Genomic DNA, 21,759 nt, shown 5'->3' on the forward strand with positions numbered 1-21,759 from the left:
GACACCTCCAGGAAGAATGATATGGCGAATGGAAATTTCAGGCTGACCTACGAAGACGGCAACCGCGGCGTTCACCCCGCCGCCAAGGTGCGCTATCGGATCCTCCAGCTGCCGGGGCGCGAACAGGTCGCGACGGGCGCAACCGACGCCAACGGCTACACAGTCAACGTTGACAGCCAGAAGCAGGGCTACTTTCCGCTGACCAGCGTCAGGCCGATCGCACCGGTCATTCCGATGAAGGCGCCCACGCTGCTGCGCTTCACGCTGCAAGTCTGGGACTACGACCTGCAGCAGTGGGCCGAGCCCGACCTGAAACCGGTCAGCAAGCCGGTGCATGGTGGCAGGAACGAGCTGAGCATCGGCACCAACGCGATCACGATGGCGCCGGTGGTCTGCGAGCTGTCGCTGCAGCCTTACCTGCGCGTGCTGTTCCAGATGCAGGCCAACAATACGCCGATCGCCAGTGCGCCGTATGAAGCGGTAATGCGCAACAAGGACGGCGACGAAGTGGCCGGCCTGGATGCCGCGCGCAAGCCGGTCAAGGGCAGTACCGGCAAGGACGGCATGACCCCGCGGATCACCTGCAACCAGCCGCTGAAGTTCAAGTTCACGCTGCCAGGCAGCAAGTCCGGCCGCAACACCGAGCTGCTCGTGCCGCTGATCAAGGGTCAGCAGGTCACCAAGTACGTGCTTGGGCTGAAGAGCCAGATCGCCTCCACCGAACCCAAGGATGGGCGGACTGCCACCATCCAGGGCAAGGTCAGCGCGCCGGCGGTGCTCAATCCGCAGGCCGAGGAAATGCTGCTGCTGGGGCCGAAGGAATGGGAGGAGTTCGAAGCCCTGAGCGGTACCATCGAGAACACGATGGCCGGGCTGCATCGCGCCCGCGACAAGCTCACCCTGGCGCTCCAGGGGCGCAGCCCGGAGGAAGTCAAGGCGGCCGAGAAGGCGCTGGGCATCGCCGAGGACGACGTGGCCAAGATGTTGAACGACAAGTTCGACAAGCTGACCGAGCTGCAGGAGCTGGTGACGTTCGAGACCTATGACAAGGGCCGCACGACGGGCAACGGTGGGGTCAAGGACCGCATGGGCATGCGCCGCCGCTACATCCCCAAGGCCAAGTACGAGGATCTCAAGCGGCGACGCGTCAAGGGCATCCCGATCAAGGTGGACATGGGGGTGGCGGGCAAGGTCAAGGCCGGCAACACGACCGCATCCAACAAGGCCAAGCATGACCCCTACGGCAAGGAGGACTTCGACCGCGCCAAGTTCATGGAGTCGCTGAAGAAGATCACGACGGCGGCAAAGGTCAGCAAGGAGGTCAAGACCGACCCGTACGTGTTCGACTTCATCGAGGTGGCCGGCAACGAGTTCGCCGAGACGGTCAAGAAGAGTGAGAGTTACGAGGTGCAGAGTTCGGCGCAGTGGCTGCGTTTCGTGGCCGGTGCCGGTGCCAGCGCCGAGGCGAACTGGGACCCAAAGAAAAAGACCGCCAGCGTCAAGGCGCAGGGCAGTGCCTCGGCCAAGCTCGTGCTGCTCGAAGCCAAGTGGGTGCACACCTATTCGGTACCGTCGGCCAAAGGCTGGCAGATGCAGTTCCAGAACATCGACCTGGGCGCGATCGTGTTCGTGGTGGCCTGCGAGCTGTATGGCTTCCTCGGCGCGAAGGCATCGGTGGTCGGCTCGGCCGAACTGACCTACGTTGGTGGGAAGCCGACCGCAACGCCCACACCGCGCGACCGCGGCGATTCGATGTCCGAGAATTTCGATACCGCCCACGGGCTGCCGCGCGCCAACCTCGATCCCGCACGGGTGGTGCCGATGGGGCAGAACGAAGGCGCGCCGAAGGGCAGCAAGGCCGGTGTGGAAATCAACGCTGAGGTCTTCGCCGGCGTCGAAGGTGGCATCATTCCGTCCGGCGATCTGCGCTGGCTGCCGCCGGATCGCCGTGAGCCGGTCAGCTTCGCCAAGCTGTCGGTGGACATCGCCGGCAGTGCCGGTGCGGGTGCCAAGGCGCAGCTGGTGATCTATTACGCCAAGGGCAAGTTCCGCATCAAGGCGGCCGCCCGTCTGTGCTGGGGGCTCGGTGCCAAAGGCGCGGTCGATTTCGCGGTCGATGCCGGCGGCATGGTCGAGTTCGTCAAGTGGGTGTATTACCAACTCGCGCATGCCGGTTTCAAGGCGCTCACCTACATCGCCCAGGACGCGTTCCAGGCGTTGTCGCAGATCCTGTTCATGGTCATCGCCGAAGACAGCAGGGTCGGCCAGTACCTGACGGAGTCGTTCGCGACGGTCAACGTCATGTTCGATTCGCTCCAGGCGCGCCTGGAGCGCGCGGAGGCACGCTCCAAGCTGGTGAACAGCATCAACCAGAAGCCGGAATGGCTGGTCTACGCCACGCCGGAAACCCGCGGCATGCTGCTGTATGCGATCACCCGCCACTACGCCGAGACCCATACCCACAACGCACCGACGATGGACGTGGGCTGGACAGACGTGCAGGTGCATGCGTTGCCGGCCCACAAGCAGGCGATCCTCAACGTGATGCTGCCGATCACCACCCGTCCGGAGTGGGAGAACGTGATGCAGCACATGACGGTGGACGGCCGCCGCCGCGCCGATTCGGGCAAGGCCGAGGGCGACGTGGTGCGGTTCCTGGATTACGGCTGGTCGTTGAACAACGACCTGCCGTCGGTGTTCAAGCAGATGAACGTGCTGTCGCGCGACAAGCCCAAGGATGTCGGCAATACCTACCTGCAGAAGTACATGGAAAAGCGCGTCGCGCTGCTGAAGGAATTCCCGCGCGGTTACGAGGTGGCATACCTCAACGCCATCGACGATCCGGTGCAGCTGGCCGCATTGGACGGCACGGAATCCCCGACCTTCGCGATGATGGACCCGGTGGACGTCTGGTTGAACCGCGACGACACCACCATGATGGCCTGACGCCAGTGCCGGCGGGGAGGTTCAGCCTCCCCTGCCGGTCTGCACCTCAGCGGGGCGCGGTCGCGCAGCGGAAGCCGTTGCCGCCGTTCGGGTTGGGATTGCCTTCCAGCACATTGCCTTCGCCATCGGTCATCGGGCCCGGTTCCGGCACGCGGTGATTGCGGGTGAAGGTCATGGACGTGATCGAAAGCTGATCGGCGGCACGGTCCGTACTGCTGCGCTGCACGCGCTCGGTACCCGAGGCCGGGCCGCGCGGATTGCGGGTCTGGCGGGGATCGTACTCGGGGGCGTACCAGTCGGCGACCCACTCATAGCCGTGGTCAACCATGTCATACAGGCCGAGGGGATTGGGGGGGAACGCGCCCAGCGAACTGGTTCGTGAACGCGTGCCATGCATGTCGGCGAAGGCGTCGTACTGGGCGATGCTGGATACGTTGCGGCCGTCCTCCAGCGTGCCGGTGTCGGTCGCGTAGACCCGCATCTTGCCGCCGGCCCGCGCCGCGTATTCCCACTGGGCTTCGGTGGGCAGGGTCATCGGGGTGCCGACCTGCTTGCCGATCCATTCGCAGTACGCGACGGCCTGGGTCCAGCTCACACCGGCCGCGATATCGGGCAGGGTGCGATAGGGCTGGTCCAGTGTGCTCTGCGCGACCCGAGGTTTGCCCACCGCGTCGGTATACACATCGAAGTCGGCATAGCTCACTTTGTGCGACTGCAGCGCGTAATCGTCCAGCGTCACCCTGCGCAGCACATCATCGTCGGTGGTGCCGGAGTAGGGCAGTTTCTCGTCATTGTGCTGCGGGCCGAAATCGCCCATCAGGAACGTTCCGCCCTTGACCTGCACCAGCTGCGCGCGGGTTTTCGCCTTCAGCGCATCGACCGCCTTGGCCGTATCCGCAGTGGCGGGCGTTGGCGGCGTCGCGGCTGCCTTGCCGTCATCGGCGTGGCACGCAGCCGTCCCCAGGATGAGCGTCATCGGCAGCATTGCGGCCATCAGGGTACGGTTGGAAAACATGCCAGGTTCCTTTGACAGTGATGCTTTGAATAGTAACAAGCAGCCTGTTTGGAATGTGAATGCTGGCGCACAGATGCGCACGTGCGCGGTGCCGGGGTCAGCGGGCGCGCCGGCGCGTTCGGCGCATGCTTCTGCGTGGCCAAAGCAGCACGCCGAGGCCGACGCCAAGCACGGTCAGCAGCAGACCGAGGCCGCCCCAGATCAGCGAGAGACCCCACTCGGCGAAGGTGCTGTCCAGACGCGCTTCGTCGGGCGCATCGGCGCGATAGCGCACCTTCACCGCATCTCCGGTGGCATGGTCCGCAGGGAAGCTGCACTGGCCGCTGACAAACTGATACGGCTGGTCATCGTTGGCGATGAAGCTGATTCGCGGGCAGTAGAACTGGCGACGCTGGCCATCGCTGTCGCGGTCGGTCGACCAGACCTCGACCACGCCGACCACCTCGCCGGTGGCACTCAGCGATGCGGCGCGAAAGCGCAGCGCATCGCGCGCGAACCAGGCGGTGAGGGCCAGCATGCACAGCCCGATCGCCAGCGGCGTGGCCCATAGCCAGTGCACGCTGATGTCGTCGGAGCGTCCGTCTGGGCGCAGTGCAGTCATGCCGCGTGACGCGCCACTTACATCGCCGGGCAGGCCGGATCCTTGCCGAGTACCGCGGCGCAGATCTTGCGGCGGCAGTCGATGCCCTTGAGCGTGTTCGCGCCCGGGCAGCGGCGCAGCTGCGACTGGATGTTGGAGCTGGTGGACGCCGTGGACTTCTTGCCGCCGATGCTGTCGAACGCGGTGTTGGCGTCTGCATCCTGCTGGCGCTCGTCGGCCTGGATCTGGGCGATCAACGCATCCATCGTCTCCGGCTTGGCCTGCGTCTTTGCCTTGGGCTTGGACTTGTCTTCTTCCTTGATGATGCCCAGCAGCGTGCCGAGCAGATTCTCGTCGCCTTTGGGCCTGTCACGCGAGGTGCGCGCGATGGTCGCGGGCGCGGCCGCACGTGCAGCGCCCGCGGTGGCACCGGCCGTGGCGGCCGCCGCCGCGCCGGCCACCGGTGTGGCTGGATCTGTCGCATCGGTGCCCGCGCCGGTTGCCGGCGTCGTTGCGGTGGATGCGGCGTCGGCGGGTGCCGGGGCGGCATCGACGATGGTCGCGCCACCGGCATCAGGTGACGGTGCAGCTGTTGCATCGGCGTTGCTTTCCGGGGGCAGCGAGTAGCCGATCGGTTCCTCGGCGCTGCTGCCCGCGCTCATCCGCCAAGCGGCCAACGCGCCCACGACGACGACGGCCAACGCCATAAGCGACAGCCACAGCCAACGACGTGATCGGGCTCCGGTTGCGGGTGCGGCGCGTGCAGCGCCGGCCACCGGCCGTCCTTCCATGTCAGCCAGGATCCGGCCAGAGCTTGCTGCCGGACTCTTCGTCTGCGCTCCCCCTGAGAGCAGACTTGGTCGATTTATTCCGCCATTATTCAAGTGCATCCAGCCCTTGTTTGGGTCGGCGTCTGCCGAAAGCGAACCGCCCCATTCTAGTGACTGGGGCATGGCCGTCAACAGCGTATCTCAGGGAGCAGCAGTGGTCGTCATTGTCATAGGAGCGGTAGTGCTGTTGGTGGTCATGGCAATGGTGTGCTGGGTACTGATGTTTCCCGACGCCTTTGATCGTGTGCAGGCGCAGCTCGGCCGCTGGTTCGGTCGCGTCGGCCAGGCCGCCAGTGGCGCCGGTCGGCGCGTATCGCAGCGCACCGACCGTCTGCAGGGCGGCGTGCGCGAGGAGCTCGGCGCGGCGCAGGGGGCGCTGCGACGGCATTGGCCGGTCCTTGCGGCGGCCGTTCTGCTGTTGTCGATTCCGCCGCTGGTCATTCTGATCACGCGGCAGAACGTGGTGCTCGATGAATTCCAGGGCGACGACCTGTCCGCGTCGGGCTCGATGGTGGCCCAGTTGCTGCGGGGCGAACGGCTGACCCCGCCGCCGCCGCCGCCGCCGGAGGTCTTCACGACCGAAGAGATTCGCCGCACGCGGCCGGAAATTGTGACGGCCGACAGAAAATGGGGGCAGATTGATCCGGACCTGCAGCAGCGCGTGCTGGCGATCTACGAAGTCATGCGCCGACAATACGGGTATGAAATGGTGCTGGTGGAAGGGTACCGCAGCCCCGAGCGGCAGGCCGAGCTGATGAGCGGCGGCAAGGCGACGCGTGCGGGCGCCTGGCAGAGCTGCCATCAGTATGGGCTTGGCGTGGACAGCGCACCGATCCGTGATGGCAAGCTGCAATGGGACATGGGGGATCCCTGGACCAAGCGCGCCTACTTCCTGTACGGCGAACTGGCCGAACAGGCCGGGCTGGAGTGGGGCGGCAACTGGCGCAGCATCAAGGATTATGTGCACGTGGAAATGTCGCAGCGTTGCCGCGCGGCGCGTGCGGCCAAGAAAGCTGAATTGGCGGGAGGGTGATACTTTCGCCGGTCTACTGGTATCGTTGCGGGACGATCCGGATCGCCAGGGGGTACAGGGGGCGATGGAATGACCGGATGCGCACGCAATCAAGGAGCATGATTGATGTCACGACCATTTGTTGTAGTCGGGGATAAGTTGAGCCACGGTGGCACGGTGGTAAGCGGCGCTGCCGAAACCGACATCGGCGGCAAGCCCGTAGCGCGCATCGGCGACAAGGCGGTGTGCGCGGCGCATGGGCCGACCACCATCGTCAGTGGCGACGCCACGGTGATCATCGACGGCAATCCGGTCGCGCGCGATGGAGACCGCACCGGCTGCGGCGCCACGCTGATCGCATCGCAGGCAACGACAGGCATCAACTGACAGGCAGCGTCGGTTCGACGGAACAGGATGGTTCGATGACTCAGGGAGCGGGACGCTAGATGTCCGGGATACTTGGGAAGGCGTTTTCGGTGATCGCGGTGTTCGCGGTGACCTGGGGAAGCGTGATTTTCTATTGGCGGAACAGTGGCACGGTACCGACCGGCATGGAGATGCTGGCGTACCTGGGCCTGTTGCCGGTGGGCGTGAGCAGCGCCGGCTTCATGCTGCGCAATGCCGGCCGTTCGATGCTGGACAAGGCCGTGGCCGCAGCCGACGCGCCGGACGCGGCGGACACGCCGACGGCCTCGACGGCGACGGACGCCGCGTCGCGCCCGTCCTCGGTGGCCGTGCTGGCCACCGACATGCGGCTGGGCCTGGACATGGACGCGGGCGCCTTGCTCGCGGCTGCGGGCGCATTGCCACGACCGGGCCTGGACGGGCGCTTCCATGATCGCGACGGACTGCCGCTGCTGATGTGCGCGGCCGCCGACCTCGACGACGCCCGCGTGCTGAAAGCGCAGATGGGTGCCTTCGATACGCGCGCCGCCGAGCGCCGTGCGATGGCGCTGCTCGAACCGGTGGCCGACAGCCTGCTGGCGCAGGCGCTGCTCGCCTTGCCCGAACTTGAGGTGGCCGAAGAGCGCGTGGTGGCCGGCCTGCGCCGTCGTGACGAGCAGGTGGTGGACTCGGTGCTGGCCATTGAACTGCTGGTGCCGGTCGATTGGTCGGTGTCGGTGCGCGGCTTCTGCGCCGAGTGGCTGCAGGGTCGGGCCGAGGCCAATGGCCTGGACGCCCGGCGGTTCACGGTTGACGTCGGCATCGCGGCCGACGCCGGTGAGGTGTGGTCGCGCGTGCAGCGCATTGCCGATGCGGTCGGGCAGGGGACGCCGCCGTGGTATCTGCTGCTCTCGTGCAGTTCGGCGATCGACCCGGGCGTAGTGGCGGCGTGGCTGGAAGAAAACCGCATCCTGCACCGGCAGAACAAGGAAGGCATGATTCCGGGCGAAGGCGCCGCAGGCGTGCTGTTCGCCACGCCGTCGGTGGTGACGAAGGAAACGCCCGTGGTATGGCGACCGCAGCGGATTGAACTGGCGCCGCAGGCGGGCGCGGCGGAACGCCGCCGGCAGAGCGAGGCGCTCGGGCGTGGCCTTCTGGGCAGCCTGACGCTGCCGCCCGATCGGGTGCAGATGGTGCTGCACGATGCCGACCAGCGCAGTGAACTGGCGGTGGATGCCTCGGCCGCCGCCACGGCGGTCAATCCGGATCTGGACATCGGCCGGCAGACGTTGGCCCTGCCGGTCTGTGCCGGCGAACTCGGGCCGGTACTGCCGCTGGCGCTGTTGACGCTCGCCCATCACCACGCGGTCGCTGCGCAGAGCGCGGCACTGATTCTCGGCGTATCCGCGCCCGACCAGCGCCTGGCGGCGCTGGTGGATTTCCCTTCTTCGCATGACCCGTCGGCCGACAGCGTGTCGCCGGCCTAACCCTGGACGCCTAGATGATGTTGAGTAATTTCAGGTTCTTCCTCAGCGACTATCGCCTGTGGATGGTGATCGGCTTGATCGGCGCGGGGTCGCTGGCGTATTTCGGCGCGGCCGAGGCCCGGCAGATCGGCATCTGGGTGGCGGTGGTGCTGGCGGCGCTGTTGCTGTTGGCGCTGATCGTGTGGGTCATCAAGCGCATCCTGGCCCGGCGGGCGGCCAAGCGTGTGGAAGCCATGGTGCAGACCCAGGCCGACCAGGCGGTCGCATCGGCGCAACCGGCGCAACGCGCCGACACCGAAGCGCTGCGGTCACGCATGATGGAGGCGGTCAAGCAGATCAAGTCGTCGCGGCTGGGGGCGCTCAAGGGCAAGGCAGCGCTGTACGAACTGCCGTGGTATGTGATCATCGGCAATCCGGCGGCGGGCAAGAGCACCGCGATCCTCAACTCCGGGCTGCAGTTCCCGTTCGAGGACAACCGCAGCAATGTGATCCAGGGCATCGGCGGCACCCGCAACTGCGACTGGTACTTCACCACTACCGGGATCGTGCTGGATACCGCCGGCCGATACTCGGTCAGCGTTGAAGACCGCATGGAGTGGCTGACCTTCCTTGGCCTGCTGAAGAAGAACCGTCCGCGCGCGCCGATCAATGGGGTGATCATCGCGGTCAGCATCGCCGAACTGTCCGGCAGCAAGCCCGAGTTCGCCATCGAACTGGCCAAGAACCTGCGCCAGCGCGTGCAGGAGATCACCGAGCGGCTGGAAGTGTTCGCGCCGGTGTACGTGCTGTTCACCAAGGCCGATCTGATCGCCGGGTTCAGCGAGTTCTTCCGCAACCTGGATCCGTCCGAACGCGAAAGCGTGTGGGGTGCGACGCTGCCGTTCGATGTGCAGGCGCAGAGTGATGCGCTGACCGCCTTCGATGCCCATTTCGATGAGCTGGCCGAAGGCATCAAGGAAATGAGCCTGTCGCACATGGCGATGCAGCGCGGTCGCGAGGTGTCGCCGGGGCTGCTGACGCTGCCGTTGGAGTTCGTCGGCATCAAGCCGGCGCTGCGCACCTTCATCGCGACGCTGTTCGAGGACAATCCGTTCCAGTTCAAGCCGGTGTTCCGTGGGTTCTACTTCAGCAGCGCACTGCAGGAAGGGCATTCGGTGCATCACGCGTCCGAGCGCGTGGGCCGCCAGTTCTCGCTGTCCTCGCGCGGCGCCGATACCGATGCCGCGCCTACCGGGCAGACCGCGTTCTTCCTCAAGGACCTGTTCCGCAAGGTGATCTTCTCGGACAAGGAACTGGTGCGTCAGTATTCCAGCCCGCACCAGAACCGCCTGCGCTACGGCGTCTTCCTCGGTGCGGTGGGCGTGCTGGCCCTCGCGCTGGGCCTGTGGACCTGGTCGTACACCACCAACGTGCAGCTGGTGAACAACGCCACCAAGGACCTGGAGCAGGCTGTCCGCGTGCAGAAGGACCGCGTGGACCTGAAGTCGCGCATCGATGCGCTGCTGTTGCTGCAGGACCGCATGGAGCAGCTGGACCGCTACAAGAAGCAGGGTGGCATCACCACCAGTCTGGGGCTGTACCAGGGCGACAACATCCGCGCCAAGCTGATGAAGGAGTACTACCACGGCATGCAGCAGGTGATGCTGGATCCGACCGTGAGCAGCCTGGAGGGCTACCTCGGCCAGGTGGTGGCCGAGCGTGACAAGCTGGGGCAGGGCACGCAGGCGGCAGCGGAGAGCGAGGTGCTGTACCAGAACGCGTCGCCGACCAGCACCAACGATGCGTACAACGCCCTCAAGACCTACCTGATGCTGGGCAACCGCAAGCAGGTGGAAAGCGCGCATCTGTCCCAGCAGCTGACCCTGTTCTGGCGCAACTGGCTGGATGCCAACCGTGGCCAGATGAGTCGCGAGGACATGGTGCGGGCCGCCGAGAAACTGATGAACTTCTATGTGGCCCAGTCGGCAGATCCGGGTTGGCCTCAGATCCAGAACAAGGTGACGCTGGTCAGCGACAGCCGCCAGGCCCTGACCAAGGTGATGAAGGGGCAGCCGGCGATGCAGCGCGTGTTCGCGCAGATCAAGGCGCGTGCCGGTGCCCGCTTCCCGACGGTGACGGTGGATTCGCTGGTTGGCGAAGAGCGCAACGGCCGTCTGATCACCGGCAGTTACGCCATTTCCGGTGCCTTCTCGCGCAAGGCGTGGGAGGACTATGTCAAGGACGCGATCAACGAAGCGGCCAACACCCAGCTCAGCACCACCGACTGGGTGCTTGATACCACCGAGCAGAGCGATCTGTCGCTGGCGGGCAGCCCGGAACACATTTCGCGCGAACTGGTGACCCTGTACAAGCAGGAGTACGCCAAGGAATGGACCAAGTTCATGCAGGGGTTGAGCATCGCCCAGTTCGACACCTTCGAGCAGGCCACCGCGCGCATCAACACGCTGGGCGACGCCACCAACTCGCCGCTGCGCCTGCTGCTGGAGAAGATCAACGAGCAGACCATCTGGGACAACCCGGCCGCCGAAGCGCGTTCGAAGAAGGCCAAGGGCGGGTTCGTGGCATGGTTCCAGAAGACCATCCTGCGCAAGGACCCGGAGGCGGCGGTCCAGCAACAGCCGGTGGGCCCGATCGGCAAGGCGTTCGAAGGCATTGCCAAACTGACCACCAAGCGCGCGGACCAGCCGGCGGTGATCGACGCGTACTTCGAAACGCTGGGCAAGCTGCGTGCGCGCCTGAACAACATCAAGAGCCAGGGCGAACTGGGCGTGGGCACGCGCAAGCTGATGCAGGACACCTTCAGCAATGAGGGCTCCGAGCTGAGCGTGGCACTGGCCCTGGTCGACGAGCAGGTGTTGACCGGCCTGGATGCGGCCCAGCGCGACGCGCTGCGCCCGCTGCTGCTGCGTCCGCTGACCCAGACCTTCATGGCGCTGGTGGAGCCGACCGAGGGTGAGGTCAACCGCAGCTGGGGCGCGCAGGTGTACGAGCCGTTCAAGGCACGCATCGGCCAGCAGTATCCCTTCAATCTCAATTCGGACGTGGATGCCGCGCCGAGCGACATTGCCGCGATCTTCGGTGCCAGCGGCAGCATCGCCGCGTTCAACAAGGACGCCCTGGGTACGCTGGTGATCCAGCGCGGCAACCTGCTGGAAGCGCGCCGCTGGGCGGGCATGGGCATCACCCTGTCCAACGAGCTGGTGGCCAAGTACGGCAACTGGGTCAGCGGGGGAGCAGCGGGGGCCGCCTCGCAGGACACCACCATCTTCGAGCTGCTGCCGTCGCCGGCCACCGGTGCGATCGAGTACACGATCGAGATCGATGGCCAGACCCTGCGCTACCGCAACACGCCGCCGCAGTGGACCACCATGCAGTACCCGAACCTTGGCCAGGTGCCTGGCGCGAAGGTCACCGCGGTGGCCCCGGATGGCCGCACCGTGGAGGTGTTCAACGCCGCCGGCGCCAATGGCTTCAGCCGACTGATGAAGGAAGGCCAGTACGAGCACCTGGACGGTGGCAGCAGCCGCATCACCTGGAGCGCCGATGGCGTGGCGGTGACGGTGGAGATGCGCGTGGTGCGTCGTGCCGGTGCTGCCGCCGATGGCGGTGACTGGCAGCGCGGCCTGCAGCTGCCGCAGACCGTGGCCGGCAGCGGCCCGGTGGCACCCGCGCCGACCGCGCCCGGTGCCGTTGCGCCGACCGCGCCTGCGCAGTCGACCGGAGGTACGCCATGAGCCGCGCCGTGAGTGCCGGGGTGTCCTACTTCGGCAAGGTGCCGTCGCGGGGCGACTTCGTGCGCGCGGCGGACAACCACCAGCTGCTCGGCTGGCTGGACCGCTGGGCCGGAGAGAGCGTGGAACTGCTGGCGCAGAACCCGGACTGGAAGCGCGTCTATGATGCCTCGCCCGAGATCCACTACGCCTTCCTCGGTTCGCGCAGCAAGCTGGTTCTGTGCGGGCACTTCCTGGCCAGTCGCGATGCCTCGCAGCGGCGGTTCCCGCTGCTGTCGGCGGTGCGCCTGGAGGCGGCCGAGCCGCTGCCGTTCATCGGCCGCAGCCCGCTGGCCATGTCCAACGCGTGGTCGGGACTGTCGCGCATGGCGCGCCAGGCCTTCAGTGACGAAGACGCCGGTCCGGCGTTGAACGAGCTGGCCGATGCGCGCTTCAGCATCAGCACCGATCCCAGCGCCTACAACGCCACATTCCGTGACTTCCTCGACGGCCAGACCATCGGCTCGATGGAACGCCTGCTGCGCGATGCGGGCCATCCGGATGTCGTGCTGAAGCAGGCGCTGCCGGCACTCGGCCTGCTGCTGCAGCCGGTGCTCAGCGGCGGCGATGTCAACGTGGACAGGGCCCTGGTGTTTCCGCTGGTGCGCGATCCGTTGTACCGGCCGCTGGTGGCGGCATTCTGGCTGGACATCGTGTCCTGCTTCGTTGCCCGTGGCGATTTCGAGCTGGCCGTCCTGATCCGCAACGATGCCGCGCCGACGATGGTGGTGGGCTTCAACGGTGCCGACCGGCACGCGCTGCGCGCGGTGCTGGACCCGGCCGAGGCCGGCGACTTCCTGATCCGCGTGCAGCAGGCCGAATGGGTAGACGACTACCTGCACAGCGACTACAACCTCAATCGCTTTGCCAGCTATCTGGATCGCGATGACCTGGCATTGAGCACGGCGCGCAGCCTGTTCGGCGAGACTTTCCTGGGAACCTGACCATGCGCCTTCGTTCTGCTTATGTACTTGTCCTGGCCATACTGACGTCGATCGGCTCGGCCGCTGCTGCCGGCCAGGCCGCGCCGGCGGCGGCTGGCACCGAACGGCCGGTCGTGATCGAGGGCGTGGTCCCCGACCAGGCCACCAAGGCCCGTCTGCTGAAGAACCTGCGTGAGGTCTACGGTGCCGAGCGGGTGGTGGACCGTGTGCAGGTCGAGTCCATCGCCACACCGCCGAACTGGGGCGACTACGTGGCCGGCATGATCAACCCCGGGCTGAAGCGGGTGTCGCCGGGCAAGCTGGAGATCAACGGCCAGTCGGTACGGGTCAGTGGCGAGGTCGGCAATGAGGCGCTGCGCCAGCAGGTGGCCAGTGACCTGAGCCTGGCCAGCAACACCTCCTACACGGTGACCAACGCGCTCAAGGTGGGCTCCCAGCAGAAGCTGCTGGACCAGACCCTGGCCAACCGCATCATCGAGTTCCAGAGCGGCAGCGCCAAGCTGACCCCGCTGGGCATGCGCATTCTCGACGAGATGTCCGAAAAGATGGTGCAGATGGGCGATACCAGCTTCGTGGTCATCGGCCATACCGACAATGTCGGCCAACGCGAGAGCAACCTGGCGCTGAGCCATGCGCGCGCCCAGGCGGTGAAGGCGTACCTGGTGCAGAAGGGCATCGCCGCCAACCACCTGGACGTCGTTGGCAAGGGGCCGGACGAGCCGGTGGCCGACAACGCCAGCCTGGACGGTCGCGCACGCAACCGTCGCATTGAATTCAAGATCCAGTAACGGCGTGACGCTCGACGGGCTTATTGCCCGTCGAGATTCTGGTTGATATCCAGCATTTCCTCCATCTGGTCGAGCACGCTGGAATCCTTGATGACCCGCTTGAGCCACACGTGCAGCGGCATCTCGCCCCAGCGCGCGGCCTTCTCGGCCAGATACGCGACCGGGCTGTGCGGTTCGGTGCGGCGGAAGAACTCGGCCACCTGCCGCAGCTGCTGCAGCGCTTCCTTGCGCGTGGTGGGTGCGCCGCCGGGGCTGCGTGCCGACGGTGCGGCGGCGTCGCCGGGGCCAGGCTGGGCGGTGAACGCGTCTTCGGCATCCAGCGCATCGACCACCTCGCCGTCGAGCAGCACGCCGGCATCGCGCGCGAACCGCATCACCGTACGCTGGATGTGCTCGATCTGTTCGCGGACCGCGCTGAAACTGGGGCCATCCAGGCCGAGCCGGTTGTCCACCGCTGCCTGCAGCGTTGCCAGTGCATCGGCGCATTCGGGCAGGGTTTCCAGCAGCTGCCGATAGAACTCATGCTGGGTATCGCGGCGTGCCGCTTCCAGCTGCTCCAGCCCGGGGCGGTCGTCGTGATAGTCGCCGCCGTTGCTGGCGCGGGCGTGTGCGACTTCGAAATCGGTGAGCGTGAAGCGGCCCTGCGGCGCCGAGACGATCGGCACGTTGCGCAGCCACTGCAGGGAGTTGCTGAGCAGCCAGCTCAGGTTGCCGATGCGCTCTTCCTGGTCGTCGTCGGGTGCCTGCGGGTGCACCTCGTCCCAGTACTGGTCGCACAGACCGGCCACGACCCGGTACCCCACCGCCAGCCCGCGGAAGCCCTCGACCTGGGTGGCCGCTTCGGTCAGCCAGCCTGCCAGGCGCAGGTCCTTGGTGCGGGTCTGCAGCAGGTCGGCGCATTCGCGCGCGACGCTGGACCAGTCGGCGTACTTGATGTCGGTCTGCCACTCGCCCTGGTCCAGGGTCGGGTCGTCGGCGCGCCGGCTTTCCTGGATACGGTCGAACTCGGGCGAGAAGGCAAGGTCCTCGCCGGTGGGGGCGTGGTCGGCGATGGGGGCCAGCAGGGCATCCTGATCCAGCATGGCAAATCTCGTGATTGGGAACGTGCCGATTCTAGCCTGCGTTTGCGTGCGGGGTGACGGCGCGCCGGGGTGTTTGCCTGGTGGCCGGCGCCGGTGCATAGTGCACGCACCGTGAGGGGCCGCGCCCGCGATGGGGCGGGCAATCCATGACTGACTGACACCGGGGAAGGGTCGCCGACATGCAGGGAAGGACGATTTCACAGGCGCTGTTGCTGGCGCTGGGGCTGGTGGCCGGCCTGGATGCCGCCGCGCAGGCCACGACCGATGCCAAGGTCTTCGGAGGATGGCGCAACCTCCATTCCGAGAACGGCGCCGAGCCGGCGCTCGAAGACATTCCGTTTGCGATGCTGCCGGCGGAGACCGCCAAAGGCACACGGTTTGCCGTGCTGGATCGCGAGGGCAAGCGCACCGTGTGCTGCATGGTGGTCACCAGCGACCGGTTGGATGCGGCGGCGCTGGAGCAGCGCTACCGGCTGCCCGGGGTATGGATATCGGACGTGCTCAATGAGGGCACCACCGAGAGTCGTCCGTACGAACCGCGCGTCTATGAAATGAAGCGCGACGGGGCGCTGCAGACATATGCGTTCTTCGACGCCGCCGAGGCGTACAGCGATCTTGGCGGATTGCTGCTGCCGCCGTCGGCCACGCTGGATGCGGCGGGCAATGTGAAGGTCGGCGCGGACAGGTACACGCTGCAGTTCCAGTCCACGGCCTTCGCCGATGACGACGGTGCGCTGGATCGCTTCACCCTGCGGCCGGTCGGCAAGCCCGGCAAGCCGGTGATCGTCGAAGTCCCGTACGGGACGTATTGAGACAGCAGGGATTGACGTCGCTTTAACATACCGCGTCATGCTTGCGTGCGTCTGTCATTGGCATCTGCTACCGTCGTGTCCACAGGGGATGGAAGCGTCGCGGGCTGCGCCCGTTGCGTGCACGACTAGGTGAGCCATGGATGCAATACGGAACCTGATGACGCAGGCGGCCCGGTTGTCGGGTGAGCAGCGTCTGTACCAACTTTCGCTGCCGGCCGCGCCGGATGTGGTGGTGGAGCAGTGGCACGGGCAGGAACAGCTGTCGCAGGGATTTCGCCATGAGGTGACGTTCCTGTCGCTGCAGGCCGATCTCCCGCTGGAGTCCTGGTTGGGCGCGCGCGCGAGCCTGCAGACCCGGTTGGCTGATGGTGCCCTGCACAGCCGTACCGGGGTGGTGACCGAAGCGCATCTGCTGGGAGCCGACGGCGGCGTGGCGCGTTACCGCATCGTCTTCTGCGATGCCAGCTGCTGGCTGGCGCAGACGCGCCACAGCCGCGTCTTCCAGGACCAGACGGTGCAGCAGATCGTGGACAGTGTGTTCGCCGCGCACCAGGGCCACGTGGCCTGGCGCTGGAGCGAGGAGGTTGCCGATTTCCTCAAGGGCGCGCGTCAGCGCAGCTACTGCGTGCAGTACCGCGAAAGCGATCTTGATTTCGTGCAGCGGCTGCTGGCCGAGGAAGGCCTGGGCTGGCGCGTGCAGCCCGATGACGGCGATGGCAACGACGGTGGTCATGCGCTGGTGCTGTTCGCCGACAGTGGCGTGCAGCCACAGGACGCGGTGAGTGCGCGCAGCGGCGGCATCCGTTTTCACCGTGCCGATGGCACCGAGCAGAACGATGCCGTGCAGGCACTGGGCCAGCGGCGCCAGCTGGGCGCGCAGGCGCTCTCGCTGCACAGCGACGATTACCGCACCGTGCGCTCGCTGGGTGCCGGCGTGCCGCTGGAAGGCGGCGGGAGCGGCGGGCGTGAGCTCTACGATCCAAGCGGTGCCTACGCATTCGTGGATCGGCACGAAGCGGACCGCTACGCGGGCTTGATGGCACAGGCCAGCGAGGCCCGCTGGAATGACTGGCAGGGGCGCGGCACGGTGCGCAGCGCCACCGCCGGCCAGTGGCTGCAGCTGCGCGATCTGCCCGGCGATGCGCCCGAGGAGCTGCTGCTGGTGTCGCTGCGCCTGGCAGGCATCAACAACCTGCCGGTCGATGTCCGTGACGCGCTGGAGGCGGCCCTCGGGCCGGCCGTGCAGCCCGATGCCGACGCTGTCTTGCTCTGGGAAGACGCGCGCCGGCATGGCTTTGCAGCCACCTTCGCAGCGGTAGCGCGTGACCAGGTGTGGCGTCCGATCCTGCTCGACGAGACTGGCGCGCGGCTGAATCCACGTCCCCTGGCGCCCGGTTACCAGACCGCCGTGGTGGTTGGTGATGCATCCCGTGGCGAGGGACCGCAGGAGGTCCATGCCGACGCCCTGGGCCGGGTCCGGGTCCGCTTCCACTTCCAGGCCGATCGCCGGGACGCAGGCACCGCTCAGGACAGTACGTGGCTGCGTGTGGCGCAGCGCTATGCGGGTCCGGGCGTGGGCAGCCAGTTCCTGCCGCGCGTCGGCCAGGAAGTTCTGGTGGGCTTCCTGGAGGGCGACATTGATCGGCCCGTGGTGGTGGGCAGCCTCTACAACGGACAGGGTGAGGCGGGCGTCGCCCCGACGCCCGCCGGAAAGACCACCGAGAGCGACACCAGCGCCTATGCACAGGCGACCGACCGGATCGCCAGTGCACAGGGCAATCGCAGTGGCGGCCAGGCGCCCGTGTGGCACGCCGCTGCTGCCGGCGACGACGCACACCGTCATCCAGGCGCGCTGTGGGGCGTGCAGTCGCGCGAGTGGGCCGGCGAGGGGCATTCGCGCCTGCTGTTCGACGACAGCGACGGCCAGTTGCGCGTGCAGCTGGCGACCACGCAGGCAAGCAGCGCGCTGACCCTGGGCCACCTGATCCACCAGGCCGACAACTTCCGCGGCAGCCTGCGTGGCGAAGGCTTCGAACTGCGCAGCGATGCCTGGGGCAGCGTACGCAGCCGCGCCGGCCTGTGGCTGAGCGCGTATGCGGCCGGCCCGGCGTCGCCGGCCGGCACCGTGTCCGCGCCGGTTGCGCTGTTGAACCAGTTGAACACGCTGGGCACCACGTTCGCGCAGGCCGCCGGCACGCACCTGACGGTCAAACTGGCCAGCGCCGAGGGCGTGGGGCGCCCGCAGCATTCCAGGCTGGTCGGCGACGCTGCGCCGCTGGAGGCAGTGCTGCGCAGCGCCCGCGCCACGGTACCTGGCGATGCCTTTGCCGACGCACGGGGCGCCGCGGGCGACCGCGACGGGTCGGCCGGGGAGGGCCGGGTGCCGCATACGGGCGACCCCCTGCTGGGCCTGGCCGCGCCGGGCGGCGTGCTGCATCGCGCCGGCCAGTCCATACACTGGAGTCTGGGCGAGACACTGACGCTGGGCAGCGGCCTGGCCAGCGAAGCCATCGTGCTTGGCCAGTCGCGCTGGCACAGCCGCCAGGCGATCGGCATGCTGGCTGCCGCCCGCACCGGCGAGGGCGCGCAGACGCGCACGCTGAGTGTGGTGGCGGGCCTGGGCGAACTGGACGTGCAGGCGCAGAACGACAGCATCCGCGTGCAGTCCAAGGCCGCGCTGCGCGCGGCAAGCGCGCAGGCCGCGGTGGAACTGGCGGCGGGGCGCACCGTGCATGTGGCCACGGCCGGCGGTGCCAGCGTGACCATCGAGGGCGGCAACATCACCTTCACCGCGCCGGGCACCATCACGGTGCACGCCGCGAAGAAGTCGTTCCTGCCCGGCGGCAGCGGCAACTACCCGTTGCCGGTGTTCCCGCAGTCGGTATGCAAGGAATGCCTGCTGCTGGCCGCGCAGCGCGCCGCTCCCCTGACCCCGAAGGGCTGAGCGATGCTGCCGATTCTGTTTCCCAGTACCTCCGTAGTGTCGCTGGACGCCGCGTTCCGGCGCTATCTGCTCCTGGATGGCGCCCAGTGCGAGCGGCCCCAGACAGTCCTGAAGCGGCTGCCCTATGCGGCATCGCGGCTGTTCGACGGTCTGTTGGCCGACGGCAGTGCCGACACCTCGGTTTTTCTGGTGCCGCTGCCGGAGGCGCTGGATCTGCAGGACGCGCTGCTGCGATTGCAGGACGGTGTGCGGTCGCTTGGCGCCTTGACGCTGCTGGAGTCGCCGCTGGAGAGCGGCGAACTGACCCAGCGGCTGGCGCGCCGCCTGGATGCGCGGTATCCGAATGGCAAGGAATTCATCGCGCGCTTCTACGACGGCCGCGTGCTGCCGTGGTGGGTGCAGGCGCTGAACGATGCCCAGCGGCATGACTTCCTGGCGGTGGGCGAGCGCTGGCATTACGTGACGCACGACCACCAGTGGGACACGCTGGCCCTGCACTGCCCGATGCAGGATCCGCATACCGTGCCGTGGACGCTTGACGCGCCGCAGCGGCATGCGTTGATCGACGCGTCGTATCCCTACACGCTGATCGAGCACTTCCAGCTCACCGACCCGGAGCTGCTGGACCGCCTGCCGTCGGCGAACTGGTATGCGTTCATGCGCAACGCGGTGGCCGTGGCGGCGGCGTTCGGCATCGAGGACAGCCGCCGGGTGGTGATGGTCTGCACGTGGGCGCTGCTGGTCGGCGACGACCTGGGTGAGGATCCGGATTGGCAGCTGCGATTGCGCGACTTCGCGGACGGGCGGCGCAATGCAAAGGAGATCGGCGAGGAGGTGTGGCCGATGGAGGAGAGCTGGTGAACGCACCGGGCATCATTCAATCGTCAACCGGGTGCGCGCATCGCGCCGCCCACTGCGTCGTGGAGCCATCATGCTGAGCAACAAACCGCTGCTGTGGATCGTCGTGGCCGTGATCGTCGTGGCCGCTGCCAGTGCAGGCTGCGCCCGCGCGATGGCCAAACCGACGCCGCGCTCACCGTACCTGACCTTGTTTGCCTTCAACTACAGTGACCGCTACCTGCATGACGTGCGCGTGGACGGCAAGTGGATGGGCGGCGTCTCGGCCTATACCAACGGCGGGTCGGTGATGGGACCGCTGGCGCCGAAGCACGACAAACCGTTGTCGATCCGGGTCGAGTGGGAGCTGTCGGACCGCTACGATCTCACCACCAACACCTACCAGACCGCCGGCCCACGCGAGCCACGTTCGGCGGTGGTGACGGTGCGGCAGCCGTATCCGCCGGACCCGCGCACGCTGCTGCTGCATTTCTACCAGGACGGCCATGTGGAGGCCGAACTGATCGACCGCTCGAAGGATTACTGGGATTCCCGCCGCGAGGTGCTGCCCAAGGGCCACATCGCCAACGACGGAGCAGCGCGCCCATGACGGCCCAAGACCCAACCGCCATTCCCGGCCAGGTCGACCTGGAGCCCGGCTCACCCGAGCCGGTGGCCGACGCCGACCCCACCGCACGCACCGCGCGGCTGGCGCGGGGCACCCGCCCGATGACCGACGCCGAGCGACAGCAGCGCCAGGCGGCGCAAAGCTGCTCTCTGCCCGACAAGGAGGAAGCGACCACCGGCTGCAGCCAGGCGCTGCATTTCACCGTTTTCTTCGACGGTACGGGCAACAACCGCGATGCCGAACTGGCCAAGGGCGAATCCGAACGGGCGTTGTCGAACATCGCGCGACTGTACAGCGCGCGGATCGATGGTCGCCCCAATGTGGTGTCGACCTACATTGCCGGCGTGGGCACCCCCTGCCCGGAAGTGGGCGATACCGGCGGCATGCTTGGCCTGGCGATCGGCAAGGGCGGGCGCGAGCGCATCGATTACGCGCTGGAAGAGCTGGACATGAAGATCCAGCAGCAGCCGGCGTCGATGCGTATCGTGATCCTCAACGTGGCGGTGTTCGGCTTCTCCCGCGGGGCGGCGCAGGCGCGCGGTTTCGTCCGCGACCTGGTTGCGCTGTGCAAGCGGCAGCCGGACGGCACCTGGCTGTATCGCGACAGGACACCGATCCGGATCGGCTTCGTCGGCCTGTACGACACCGTGGTGTCGGTATGGCCGTCGCTGGTCCATGCGGCGGTCAATGCGGGCAACGGCCACAACGGTTGGGGCGAGGGCATGCGCATTCCGCCGATGGTCGTGCAGTCGGTGCACATGACCGCCGCACATGAGCTGCGAGGCCAGTTTCCGCTGGATTCCACCCGCGACGATGCGCGCTATCCCGACAACACCCAGGAGATCTGGTACCCGGGCGTGCACTCGGATGTGGGCGGTGGCTACGATCCGCAGCACCAGGGCCGGCAGAACAGCATTGCCCGCTTTGCGCTCAACGAGATGTACGACATCGCGCTGGCTGGCGGGGTGCTGCTCAATCCGCTGACCCGCCTGCCGTCGCCGGTGCGGGCCGAGTTCGACAAGACAGATCCGGAACTGCAGGCGGTCTACAACGCCTACCTGCAGGCGGTGCGGATCAAGCGCGGGCGCATGGAGGACGTGCAGGCCGCGCACATGGAGCTGCTGCACCGCTGGTTGAAGGTGCGCGTGGCGCGTGGCGACAAGCTGCCGTCGATGCAGCGCCTGGCACAGCGGCAGCAGCAGCTTGAGGAGGAGGTCAAGACATTGCGGCGGGAGAAGATGCGGCTGCGCGATCCGTACGGGAACGACTACGCCGCCTCCAGCATGACCAGCGAGGAGATCGCCGAATGGAACCGGGCGTCCGATGCGCTCAGCGCGCGCAGCGACGCGCTGGGCGAGGTCAAAAAGCAGCGCAAGGGCCTGGCCAGCGAGACCGATACGCTGGTCGGCAAGATGGTGGCGCTACGACGCAAGCGCGAGCGCGGCAAGACGTTGACCCTGGCCGAACGCACCATGCTGGACGCCTGGGACAACAAGACCCTGCTGCCGGAGGCGGTGGAGACGTTCTTCGACGGCTACGGCCACGATTCGATCTCGCACTGGTTCATCGGCAACCTGGCGCAGTGGCGGGTGCTGTATTTCGGCGACACCAAGTACAAGCCCGGCGAAGTGGTGGAAGGCGCAACCGCGCCGCAGGAGCAGACCGAGCCGGCGTGACCGCTGCAGGCCGCGCCGGGGGGC

The 21,759-nt window shown here is 67.2% G+C and carries 16 protein-coding genes; 12 read left to right on the forward strand and 4 right to left on the reverse strand.

Annotated elements, in window-relative coordinates:
* The first annotated feature begins 21 nt into the window (after positions 1–21).
* Positions 22–2,946, forward strand: coding sequence for a DNA repair protein (locus ACPEH8_RS13130; RefSeq protein ID WP_229296396.1), 2,925 nt, complete (start codon positions 22–24; stop codon positions 2,944–2,946).
* Positions 2,947–2,992: 46 nt separating this feature from the next.
* On the opposite strand, the gene ACPEH8_RS13135 is transcribed toward ACPEH8_RS13130, so the two are convergent.
* The 3 genes from ACPEH8_RS13135 to ACPEH8_RS13145 form a co-directional block, all read right to left on the reverse strand.
* Positions 2,993–3,961: a formylglycine-generating enzyme family protein gene (locus ACPEH8_RS13135; protein ID WP_423667030.1), complete on the reverse strand. Its 969-nt coding sequence runs from the start codon at positions 3,959–3,961 to the stop codon at positions 2,993–2,995.
* 97 nt (positions 3,962–4,058) lie between these two features.
* Entirely contained in the window at positions 4,059–4,562 is a 504-nt protein-coding gene (locus ACPEH8_RS13140; RefSeq protein WP_017357020.1) for a DUF3592 domain-containing protein, read from the reverse strand.
* Positions 4,563–4,579: 17 nt separating this feature from the next.
* Positions 4,580–5,203: a hypothetical protein gene (locus ACPEH8_RS13145; protein ID WP_423667033.1), complete on the reverse strand. Its 624-nt coding sequence runs from the start codon at positions 5,201–5,203 to the stop codon at positions 4,580–4,582.
* 289 nt (positions 5,204–5,492) lie between these two features.
* On the opposite strand from ACPEH8_RS13145, the gene ACPEH8_RS13150 reads away from it, so the two are divergent.
* From ACPEH8_RS13150 to ACPEH8_RS13175, 6 genes are all read left to right on the forward strand, one after another.
* Positions 5,493–6,404, forward strand: coding sequence for a M15 family metallopeptidase (locus tag ACPEH8_RS13150; protein WP_229296397.1), 912 nt, complete (start codon positions 5,493–5,495; stop codon positions 6,402–6,404).
* A 105-nt stretch (positions 6,405–6,509) separates the two neighbouring features.
* Positions 6,510–6,770, forward strand: coding sequence for a PAAR domain-containing protein (locus tag ACPEH8_RS13155; RefSeq protein WP_026070970.1), 261 nt, complete (start codon positions 6,510–6,512; stop codon positions 6,768–6,770).
* A 59-nt stretch (positions 6,771–6,829) separates the two neighbouring features.
* Entirely contained in the window at positions 6,830–8,254 is a 1,425-nt protein-coding gene (locus ACPEH8_RS13160) for a hypothetical protein (RefSeq protein ID WP_153164011.1), read from the forward strand.
* Between the two features lie 14 nt (positions 8,255–8,268).
* Entirely contained in the window at positions 8,269–11,988 is a 3,720-nt protein-coding gene (gene tssM / locus ACPEH8_RS13165; protein WP_287251404.1) for a type VI secretion system membrane subunit TssM, read from the forward strand.
* Complete coding sequence (gene tagF, locus ACPEH8_RS13170) at positions 11,985–12,968, forward strand: type VI secretion system-associated protein TagF (protein WP_017357293.1); 984 nt, start codon at positions 11,985–11,987, stop codon at positions 12,966–12,968. Before tssM ends, tagF begins: the two co-directional genes overlap by 4 nt.
* A 2-nt stretch (positions 12,969–12,970) precedes the next feature.
* Positions 12,971–13,756: an OmpA family protein gene (locus ACPEH8_RS13175; protein WP_313160457.1), complete on the forward strand. Its 786-nt coding sequence runs from the start codon at positions 12,971–12,973 to the stop codon at positions 13,754–13,756.
* 20 nt (positions 13,757–13,776) lie between these two features.
* Here ACPEH8_RS13175 and tssA read toward each other — a convergent pair whose 3' ends face one another.
* The gene (tssA, locus tag ACPEH8_RS13180) at positions 13,777–14,838 is read right to left on the reverse strand and encodes a type VI secretion system protein TssA (RefSeq protein WP_017357295.1); all 1,062 of its coding nucleotides are present in this window, start codon (positions 14,836–14,838) and stop codon (positions 13,777–13,779) included.
* Between the two features lie 179 nt (positions 14,839–15,017).
* On the opposite strand from tssA, the gene ACPEH8_RS13185 reads away from it, so the two are divergent.
* From ACPEH8_RS13185 to ACPEH8_RS13205, 5 genes are all read left to right on the forward strand, one after another.
* Positions 15,018–15,650, forward strand: coding sequence for a decarboxylase (locus ACPEH8_RS13185; protein WP_229296399.1), 633 nt, complete (start codon positions 15,018–15,020; stop codon positions 15,648–15,650).
* Between the two features lie 136 nt (positions 15,651–15,786).
* Positions 15,787–18,594, forward strand: a complete 2,808-nt coding sequence (locus tag ACPEH8_RS13190) for a type VI secretion system Vgr family protein (RefSeq protein ID WP_423667036.1) — start codon at positions 15,787–15,789, stop codon at positions 18,592–18,594.
* Positions 18,595–18,597: 3 nt separating this feature from the next.
* Complete coding sequence (locus tag ACPEH8_RS13195; protein ID WP_423667039.1) at positions 18,598–19,455, forward strand: DUF4123 domain-containing protein; 858 nt, start codon at positions 18,598–18,600, stop codon at positions 19,453–19,455.
* A gap of 70 nt (positions 19,456–19,525) precedes the next feature.
* The gene (locus ACPEH8_RS13200) at positions 19,526–20,041 is read left to right on the forward strand and encodes a DUF3304 domain-containing protein (protein WP_037591195.1); all 516 of its coding nucleotides are present in this window, start codon (positions 19,526–19,528) and stop codon (positions 20,039–20,041) included.
* A complete protein-coding gene (locus ACPEH8_RS13205) occupies positions 20,038–21,735 on the forward strand; it encodes a T6SS phospholipase effector Tle1-like catalytic domain-containing protein (protein WP_017355993.1) in 1,698 nt (565 codons plus the stop codon). The genes ACPEH8_RS13200 and ACPEH8_RS13205 overlap by 4 nt, the downstream gene beginning before the upstream one ends.
* The last annotated feature ends 24 nt before the right edge of the window (positions 21,736–21,759 follow it).

The sequence above is a fragment of the Stenotrophomonas sp. NPDC077461 genome (assembly GCF_049545475.1).
GTDB lineage: Bacteria > Pseudomonadota > Gammaproteobacteria > Xanthomonadales > Xanthomonadaceae > Stenotrophomonas > Stenotrophomonas nematodicola.

Excerpts from the sequence above, each read along its gene's own strand:
- ACPEH8_RS13130 (WP_229296396.1), top strand. The coding sequence starts at position 22 with ATGGCGAATGGAAATTTCAGGCTGACCTACGAAGACGGCAACCGCGGC.
- ACPEH8_RS13135 (WP_423667030.1), bottom strand. The coding sequence starts at position 3,961 with ATGTTTTCCAACCGTACCCTGATGGCCGCAATGCTGCCGATGACGCTC.
- ACPEH8_RS13140 (WP_017357020.1), bottom strand. The coding sequence starts at position 4,562 with ATGACTGCACTGCGCCCAGACGGACGCTCCGACGACATCAGCGTGCAC.
- ACPEH8_RS13145 (WP_423667033.1), bottom strand. The coding sequence starts at position 5,203 with ATGAGCGCGGGCAGCAGCGCCGAGGAACCGATCGGCTACTCGCTGCCC.
- ACPEH8_RS13150 (WP_229296397.1), top strand. The coding sequence starts at position 5,493 with ATGGCCGTCAACAGCGTATCTCAGGGAGCAGCAGTGGTCGTCATTGTC.
- ACPEH8_RS13155 (WP_026070970.1), top strand. The coding sequence starts at position 6,510 with ATGTCACGACCATTTGTTGTAGTCGGGGATAAGTTGAGCCACGGTGGC.
- ACPEH8_RS13160 (WP_153164011.1), top strand. The coding sequence starts at position 6,830 with ATGTCCGGGATACTTGGGAAGGCGTTTTCGGTGATCGCGGTGTTCGCG.
- tssM (WP_287251404.1), top strand. The coding sequence starts at position 8,269 with ATGATGTTGAGTAATTTCAGGTTCTTCCTCAGCGACTATCGCCTGTGG.
- tagF (WP_017357293.1), top strand. The coding sequence starts at position 11,985 with ATGAGCCGCGCCGTGAGTGCCGGGGTGTCCTACTTCGGCAAGGTGCCG.
- ACPEH8_RS13175 (WP_313160457.1), top strand. The coding sequence starts at position 12,971 with ATGCGCCTTCGTTCTGCTTATGTACTTGTCCTGGCCATACTGACGTCG.
- tssA (WP_017357295.1), bottom strand. The coding sequence starts at position 14,838 with ATGCTGGATCAGGATGCCCTGCTGGCCCCCATCGCCGACCACGCCCCC.
- ACPEH8_RS13185 (WP_229296399.1), top strand. The coding sequence starts at position 15,018 with ATGCAGGGAAGGACGATTTCACAGGCGCTGTTGCTGGCGCTGGGGCTG.
- ACPEH8_RS13190 (WP_423667036.1), top strand. The coding sequence starts at position 15,787 with ATGGATGCAATACGGAACCTGATGACGCAGGCGGCCCGGTTGTCGGGT.
- ACPEH8_RS13195 (WP_423667039.1), top strand. The coding sequence starts at position 18,598 with ATGCTGCCGATTCTGTTTCCCAGTACCTCCGTAGTGTCGCTGGACGCC.
- ACPEH8_RS13200 (WP_037591195.1), top strand. The coding sequence starts at position 19,526 with ATGCTGAGCAACAAACCGCTGCTGTGGATCGTCGTGGCCGTGATCGTC.
- ACPEH8_RS13205 (WP_017355993.1), top strand. The coding sequence starts at position 20,038 with ATGACGGCCCAAGACCCAACCGCCATTCCCGGCCAGGTCGACCTGGAG.